The sequence below is a fragment of the Mitsuaria sp. TWR114 genome (assembly GCF_007997345.1).
In genome coordinates, this window is record NZ_VOSR01000456.1 from 1 (window position 1) to 5,575 (window position 5,575).

Here is a 5,575-nt window from a genome sequence, read left to right on the forward strand (position 1 = left end):
GCGCCGCCGGGCGGGCGGCGTCCGGGTTTGTCAGGAGGCCCGCGCGGCGCTGACGGATAATCCGCCGCCATGAGCACCCACGCCCCGCACGATCCTTCCTCCGGCACGCTGAGCTACGAACAGGCCGGCGTCAATTACGACCTGATCGATCCGCTGAAGATCAGCGCCCAGCGCGCCGCGGCGGCCACGGCCGTCCACATGAGCGCGCACGGATTCACCGAGGTGAAGGCCTCGCGGGGCGAGTCGGCGTATGTCGTGGACGTGGGGCCGTTCTACATCGCCTCGATCGTCGAATGCCTGGGCACGAAGACCCTGGTCGCGGATGAGATGGCGACGCTCACCGGCAAGAGCTACTACGACGGCATCGCGCAGGACACGATCGCGATGGCGGTGAACGACCTGATCACGGTGGGCGCGACGCCGCTGGTGGTGCAGGCCTATTGGGCCGCGGGCGGCTCGGACTGGTTCGGCGACGCGCAGCGCGCGCAGGCGCTGGTGGCGGGCTGGAAGAAGGCCTGCGACGTCTGCCAGGTGGCCTGGGGCGGCGGCGAGACGCCGGCGCTGGCGGGCATCGTGGAAGGCGGCCGCATCGATCTGGCGGCCTCCTGCACCGGCCTGATCAACCCGAAGGAACGGCTGTCGGTCGGCGACAAGCTGGGCGCGGGCGACGCGATCGTGCTGCTGGCCTCGTCCGGCATCCACGCCAACGGCCTGAGCCTGGCGCGCAAACTGACCGAGCGCCTGCCCCAGGGCTACCTGACGGAAGTCCAGCCGGGCCTGAGCTACGGGGACGCGCTGCTGGCGCCGACGACGCTGTACTCGCCGGTGACCGAGGCGCTGTACAAGGCCGGCATCACGCCGCACTACTGCGCGAACATCACGGGCCACGGCTGGCGCAAGCTGCTACGCCACCCCGGCAAGTTCACTTACCGCATCCACACGGTGCCGCCGGTGACGCCGGTGCTGAAGTTCATGCAGGAGCACGCGCAGCAGGACGACCGCGAGGCCTATTCGACGCTGAACATGGGCGCGGGTTTCGCGATCTTCGTGAAGGCGGACCAGGCGGCGAAGGTGGTGGAGATCGCCAAGTCCTGCGGCATCGAGGCGTGGGACGCCGGCCGCGTCGAGGACGGTGAGAAGCAGTTGCTGATCGAGCCGCTGGACATCCGCTTCGGTGACGACGACCTGCAGCTGCGCTGAGCGAGGCCAGGTCTGGAGGCAATGAAGGGCGCTGAGGCGCCCTTCGTCGCATTCAGCTCCGCGCAGTCGAGTGGATGAATCATCAGCATGGCGTGGCTTGCCAGTAGTCAAGCCGGCCCGCGAGCACCTGCAAAGCCGCCCTGACGTGCCTTGATCGACGCATGGCTTCATCGCGCTCACGTCGTGTGAATAAGCGCCTGGTCGAATAGTCGGCCTCATTGCGACAGTCCCGCAGGAATCGCAGGTCCTTGGCGATCTGTTTCTCGCCGAGGCTCAGGTAATGCCGGAGCGTTCGTTGGTGGACGTCTGCACTCCTGTCTTCAATCTCCGCCAGGTCGCGCGCCAAAAGAAACACCGCGTAGTAGGCGCGCGATACCGCGCTACGGCGATTGCCTTCGCCCTCCCTCGTCACGAGATGCTCGGCGACCTCGAAGGTCTCGTTCGGATTGAATTGGTGCATGGATCAACTCCCTGCGGAATGAAAGCGATCCTCGAAGGGGCAATGCCGCACGTTCACGCTGACGTCCCCGAACAGCCGCCGGTATGCCGGGACCGAGAACCAGATCCGATCGATCGATCGCACCTCGGGAGACTCCAGGCCGTACTGCCCGTCCTCCGAGTAGCCCCAGAGGGTGAACGAAAGGCTCAGTTGAGCCAGTTCAGGGTCATTGCAAACCCCCACGCTGAGCTGACGCCCCTGCGCGCATCGGACCACCTCCTGCGCGAAGTTGAGGACGTCGTCGCGGGACAGCTTCGGATGTCGCTCCAGGTACCAGCCAACGATGTCGTCCCAGTCTTCCGTCCCGTGCAGGGCCTGCAGGTCATACGGCCATTCATGCGGCGAGCACGGGTTGAAGCAGGGATGAAACTTGTAAGGTGCCTGGGACTTGCTGTCCACGCGAACCCACCGGTGATGCGGCCACTCCGCCTCCCTGCCCGACGCGGCCAGCACCCCGCTCGGCTTGCATTCCATTTGATCAACCATCTTCACGACCTTTCGACTCACCGACCCACGTCGATGGAAGGCGCCCATTCTCGAAATCGCGGCGCGTCCTGCCATGACTCAAAGTGGTTCCCGGCGGGGGGTTGAAGCGGGCCCACCTTCGAGGGAAGCCGCCTGGCCTCTTGGGCCCTGCCCCGCGTTCCCCGGATTGACATCCCCCGGCCGGGTGACGAAGCTCCGCGCTCATGGACTGGTTCTATGGCCCGATGGTCGAGATGCATGCGCTGCTCGCGTGGTGCAGCGTCGGACTGTTCCTGGTGCGTGGGCTGGCGCATCAATTCGGCGCGGCGTGGGTGATGGACGAGCGGCTGCGCACGCTCGTGTTCAGCAGCCATGTGCTGATCGTGGTGTCCGGGCTGAGCCTCTGGGGCGCGATGCACCACGACCCGCGCTACGAGCCCTGGATGACGGCGAAGTTCATCGCGCTCGGCGCGTACTTCGCGCTCGGGCACTGGGGCATCGGACGCGGAGAGTTCCGCGTGGTCGGTTATCTGCTGGCGCTGGTCGCGCTCGGCTACGTCATGGCGGTGTCCATGACGCGCCAGGTCTTGCTCGGGCTCTGAGCCACCGCGCGCCCGCGGCGCCCACAGGGCCTTGACGTCCACGAGCCATGCCCGGCGTAGCATGGGCCGATGACCTCCACCCGCCCCGTCCACGACGCCGCGCAGCGCGGCTACACCAGCGCCTCGGACAGCTACCAGCGTGGCCGCCCGGAGTATCCGGAAGCGCTCGCTGGATGGCTGGACGCGACGCTCGGCGCCCGCGAGGGCGCGCGGGTCGTCGATCTCGGCGCGGGGACTGGCAAGTTCACCAAGCTGCTGGCGCGCACGGGCGCGGCGATCACGGCGGTCGAGCCGGTCGACGCGATGCGGGCGCGGCTCGCGGAAAGCCTGCCTGACGTGCGGGCGCTCGGCGGCACGGCGGAGGCGATCCCGCTGGAGGATGGCGCGGCGGACGTGGTCGTCTGCGCACAGGCCTTCCACTGGTTCGCGAACGCGCAGGCGCTGCGCGAGATGCATCGCGTGCTGCGGCCGGGTGGGCGACTGGGGCTGGTGTGGAACGTGAGGGACGAGTCCCGCGACTGGGTCGCCGCGATCACCGAGATCATCACCCCCTATGAGGGCGATGCGCCGCGCTTCTACAAGGGGACGTGGAAGCAGCCTTTCGAGGGGCAGTCGCTGTTCGGGCCGCTGCAGCGGACGGTGCTGCCGCACAGCCATGTGGGCACTTTCGATCAGGTCGTGATCGATCGGATCCTGTCGGTGAGCTTCATCGCGTCGCTGCCGGAGACGGAGCAGCACGTTGTCGCGCAACGACTGCGCGCGCTGCGGGATCGTTTCGCCGAACTGAGAGCGCCAACGATCGCCTTCCCTTACGCGACCGAGGCTTGGCTGGCAGAGCGGCTTCCGTCGGCATGACGGCGTGGCGAGCGGTCCGCCGGGCGTGGCGGATCAGCCGACCAGCTTCCAGCCCGATTGCCAGAGTTGACGGACGGCCGCGGCCTGGAGCGCGCGGCGCAGCTCGGCGGGACGCTCGCCGGGTCGCGCGGCGTGAGGGGCGCTGATCCATTGCGGGCCGACCTCACGCGACACGCGGGCCTGACCGTGGCGATCGGCGCGCAGCAGCGCGAGGCGCCAGGCGGCGTTCAGGCGCTGGGCGTGGGCGTCGTCGGCGAGCGGGCCGATCCAGTCGTCGCCGTGCAGGCGATGGGCGGCCCTGAGCAGTTCGAGGTCGGAGGGGAAGCGGGAGAACTCGGCGACCGGCTCGCCCCAGGGGTCGCGCAGCGTGCGCAGCGGCTGGGTGGGTGCGATGGTGCCGTGAGCGGCACGGCGACGGGTCAGCAGCGAATCGAACTGAGCCAGACGAGCGGACATGAAAAAACTCCGAAGCCCACAGTGGTCACCGGCGTTTGCCGGCCCGGGGGCAATCGGAGCCGCAACGCTTTAGCCGCATTTGTGAATCGCCCGCAAGTAGTTGGTAAATCGGCGATGGCCTGGGCGGGAGCGCGTCCCACGAGGTCCGGGGCGGATTTAACCACAGGCCCGTGGGGCGCGTCGACCCGGGGGCGGCGGTGTTCGCACGCGTGGCGTGCGGAGATGCACGCCCGGCGAGCGCGCGGCCGGAGGGCTCGGAAAGCTCGGCTAGAATCCGCCGCTGACGGGCCTCCTCGCATGGAAGCGCGGCCAACCGGGTCAGGTGGGGAACCAAGCAGCCCTAACCGTTGTGACCAGTGCCGAGGGTAAGGCTCGTCAACCTCATACCCAGAATGAAACCGCCCGAGTGGCGGTTTTTTCGTTTCTGCGGCCTGCCGCGAGAATTCGCGGCAAGCAAATTTCGGTGAGTTCAACCGAAAGAATTACTTCCGCCACCCCGGACATTTCCCGTTCTTGTCGCGAGGCCCGCCCGGGCCTCCTCGCGAGCCGCAGTCGCCGCTGTTACCCCCACCGCCGCCTCCACGGCCACCGCGGCTACCGCTTCGCCCTCCACCGCCTCGCCTGCCTTTGGCTTCCGCCGATCCGATGCCGAGCGCGAGCAATCCGCCCAGCACGAGCAAACGCCGAGAAATGATCTGCGCCATACGGGTCTCCTCCCTTCGAAAACTTCAGTCTGAAAGAGGCGCTGCCTCGGGCGCATCGGAGGAACCCTCAAAAGCTTGCGGAGCCTCATCAATCGTGAGGAGAACCATCATCGGCGCGACACCTCCCACCAAATGGGTTCCCTCCGATTCAGGCGTTCCCCTTGCTAGAGTCGACGCAGCCCGCGCGCATCTGGAAACCGCCATGCCGGCCCCCTTCGACCTCGACCGCTTCCTCGCCGCCCAATCCCCCCAACTCGCCGACGTCCTCGACGAGCTCAAGCGCGGTCGCAAGGTCAGCCACTGGATGTGGTACTTCTTCCCGCAGCTCCGCGGCCTGGGTCTCAGCAGCACGGCCCAGTTCTACGGCATCGACTCCCTCGACGAAGCCGTCGCCTACCTCAGCCACCCCGTCCTCGGCCCGCGTCTTCGCGAGTGCGTCGCGCTGATGTCCTCCCACCGCACCCGATCCGCCGAGCAGATCCTCGGTCAGGTCGACGCGTTGAAGTTCCGCTCCTCGCTGACGCTCTTCGCGCGCGCCTCCGGCAACGACGCCGTCTTCGTCGAAGCCCTCGACCGCTTCTACGATGGCCAGCCCGATCCGCGCACGTTGGAACTCCTCGATGGCCGCTGACTCCGCGCCTCGCGGCGCCGCCTTCACCCGCCTCCCCTGCCCGATCCCCGGCGTCGACATCGTCCGCGCCGACACCGCGCGCGCCTTCTCCCGCCACATCCATGACGAGTTCGGCATCGGCCTGATCGATCGCGGGGCGCAGAAGTCCGCCAGCGGCCGCGGC

The 5,575-nt window shown here is 67.9% G+C and carries 8 protein-coding genes and 1 other RNA gene; 6 read left to right on the plus strand and 3 right to left on the minus strand.

Translation table 11 applies throughout. The features are described 5' to 3' along the window. Positions 1-69: 69 nt before the first annotated feature. Positions 70-1,200 (plus strand): AIR synthase-related protein, encoded by a 1,131-nt coding sequence (locus FUT87_RS16380; protein WP_147241701.1) that lies wholly within the window; start codon positions 70-72, stop codon positions 1,198-1,200. 82 nt (positions 1,201-1,282) lie between these two features. On the opposite strand, the gene FUT87_RS16385 is transcribed toward FUT87_RS16380, so the two are convergent. Next, on the minus strand, positions 1,283-1,660 hold the full coding sequence (locus tag FUT87_RS16385) for a HEPN domain-containing protein (RefSeq protein ID WP_147241702.1): 378 nt from the start codon (positions 1,658-1,660) through the stop codon (positions 1,283-1,285). Positions 1,661-1,663: 3 nt separating this feature from the next. Continuing rightward, positions 1,664-2,191, minus strand: coding sequence for a hypothetical protein (locus FUT87_RS16390; protein ID WP_147241703.1), 528 nt, complete (start codon positions 2,189-2,191; stop codon positions 1,664-1,666). 197 nt (positions 2,192-2,388) lie between these two features. Here FUT87_RS16390 and FUT87_RS16395 point away from each other — a divergent pair, with 197 nt between their 5' ends. Both FUT87_RS16395 and FUT87_RS16400 read left to right on the plus strand, forming a co-directional pair. Further along, entirely contained in the window at positions 2,389-2,766 is a 378-nt protein-coding gene (locus tag FUT87_RS16395) for a SirB2 family protein (protein ID WP_091723319.1), read from the plus strand. 69 nt (positions 2,767-2,835) lie between these two features. Then, the gene (locus FUT87_RS16400) at positions 2,836-3,621 is read left to right on the plus strand and encodes a class I SAM-dependent methyltransferase (protein ID WP_147241704.1); all 786 of its coding nucleotides are present in this window, start codon (positions 2,836-2,838) and stop codon (positions 3,619-3,621) included. A gap of 33 nt (positions 3,622-3,654) precedes the next feature. Here the strand turns inward: FUT87_RS16400 and FUT87_RS28930 are convergent, their stop codons facing one another. Beyond that, entirely contained in the window at positions 3,655-4,077 is a 423-nt protein-coding gene (locus tag FUT87_RS28930) for a hypothetical protein (protein WP_186830578.1), read from the minus strand. A gap of 282 nt (positions 4,078-4,359) precedes the next feature. Between FUT87_RS28930 and ffs the strand changes: the two genes are divergently transcribed. The 3 genes from ffs to FUT87_RS30825 form a co-directional block, all read left to right on the plus strand. Continuing rightward, positions 4,360-4,457, plus strand: an RNA gene (gene ffs, locus FUT87_RS16410) — signal recognition particle sRNA small type. A 526-nt stretch (positions 4,458-4,983) separates the two neighbouring features. After that, a complete protein-coding gene (locus tag FUT87_RS16415) occupies positions 4,984-5,412 on the plus strand; it encodes a DUF1810 domain-containing protein (RefSeq protein ID WP_147241705.1) in 429 nt (142 codons plus the stop codon). Further along, positions 5,402-5,575 (plus strand): AraC family ligand binding domain-containing protein (locus FUT87_RS30825; RefSeq protein WP_404935413.1); only part of this gene is annotated, 174 nt, incomplete at its 3' end. The genes FUT87_RS16415 and FUT87_RS30825, both read left to right, overlap by 11 nt.

Coding starts and splice junctions, on each gene's coding strand:
- FUT87_RS16400 (WP_147241704.1), top strand. CDS start 2,836: ATGACCTCCACCCGCCCCGTCCACGACGCCGCGCAGCGCGGCTACACC.
- FUT87_RS16385 (WP_147241702.1), bottom strand. CDS start 1,660: ATGCACCAATTCAATCCGAACGAGACCTTCGAGGTCGCCGAGCATCTC.
- FUT87_RS16415 (WP_147241705.1), top strand. CDS start 4,984: ATGCCGGCCCCCTTCGACCTCGACCGCTTCCTCGCCGCCCAATCCCCC.
- FUT87_RS28930 (WP_186830578.1), bottom strand. CDS start 4,077: ATGTCCGCTCGTCTGGCTCAGTTCGATTCGCTGCTGACCCGTCGCCGT.
- FUT87_RS16395 (WP_091723319.1), top strand. CDS start 2,389: ATGGACTGGTTCTATGGCCCGATGGTCGAGATGCATGCGCTGCTCGCG.
- FUT87_RS16380 (WP_147241701.1), top strand. CDS start 70: ATGAGCACCCACGCCCCGCACGATCCTTCCTCCGGCACGCTGAGCTAC.